Here is a 669-nt window from a genome sequence, read left to right as displayed (position 1 = left end):
GTCCGCTATCGGTCACCAGGAAGTATTTAGGCTTAGCGGGTGGTCCCGCCAGATTCACACCGAATTTCACGGGCTCGGTGCTACTTGGGAAACAAGCTCGGGAGAGACTGAGTTTTCGTGTACGGGGCTCTCACCCTCTACGGCGACCCCTTCCAGAGGCCTTCCACTAACACAAGTCTTTTATGACTCCCTGCCACCTCGGCAGAAGTGACTGAACTGTCCCACGACCCCGACCACACAACGCCTGCCGGCTATCACATGCGATCGGTTTAGCCTCATCCGCTTTCGCTCGCCACTACTCACGGAATCACGGTTGTTTTCTCTTCCTGTGGGTACTGAGATGTTTCACTTCCCCACGTTCCCTCCACACGCCCTATGTGTTCAGGCGCGGGTCACACCACATGACTGGTGCGGGGTTCCCCCATTCGGAAATCCTCGGATCAACGCTCGGTTGACAGCTCCCCGAGGCTTATCGCAGCCTCCTACGTCCTTCATCGGCTCCTGGTGCCCAGGCATCCACCGTGTGCCCTTAACAACTTGGCCACACAAAAATCCCGCCCCCTGCCCCCGGAAGGAAACAAGAAGCGGGCCTACACAAACTCTTTGCTACAAGAGTCAGAAGATGCTCGCGTCCACTGTGCAGTTCTCAACGTACGACCAGTCACCACC

1 rRNA gene is annotated in these 669 nt (G+C 57.1%); it reads right to left on the bottom strand.

The features are described 5' to 3' along the window. Nucleotides 1–543: ribosomal RNA gene (locus GCU60_RS19705) — 23S ribosomal RNA — on the bottom strand; the annotation flags it as partial. Nucleotides 544–669 lie beyond the last annotated feature (126 nt).

Origin of the sequence: Blastococcus saxobsidens, from assembly GCF_010682065.1 — a bacterium.
GTDB classification, from domain to species: Bacteria; Actinomycetota; Actinomycetes; order Mycobacteriales; family Geodermatophilaceae; genus Blastococcus; species Blastococcus saxobsidens_B.
Note: the sequence above shows the minus strand (reverse complement) of the source record. Positions and strands in the feature narration are given on the sequence as shown.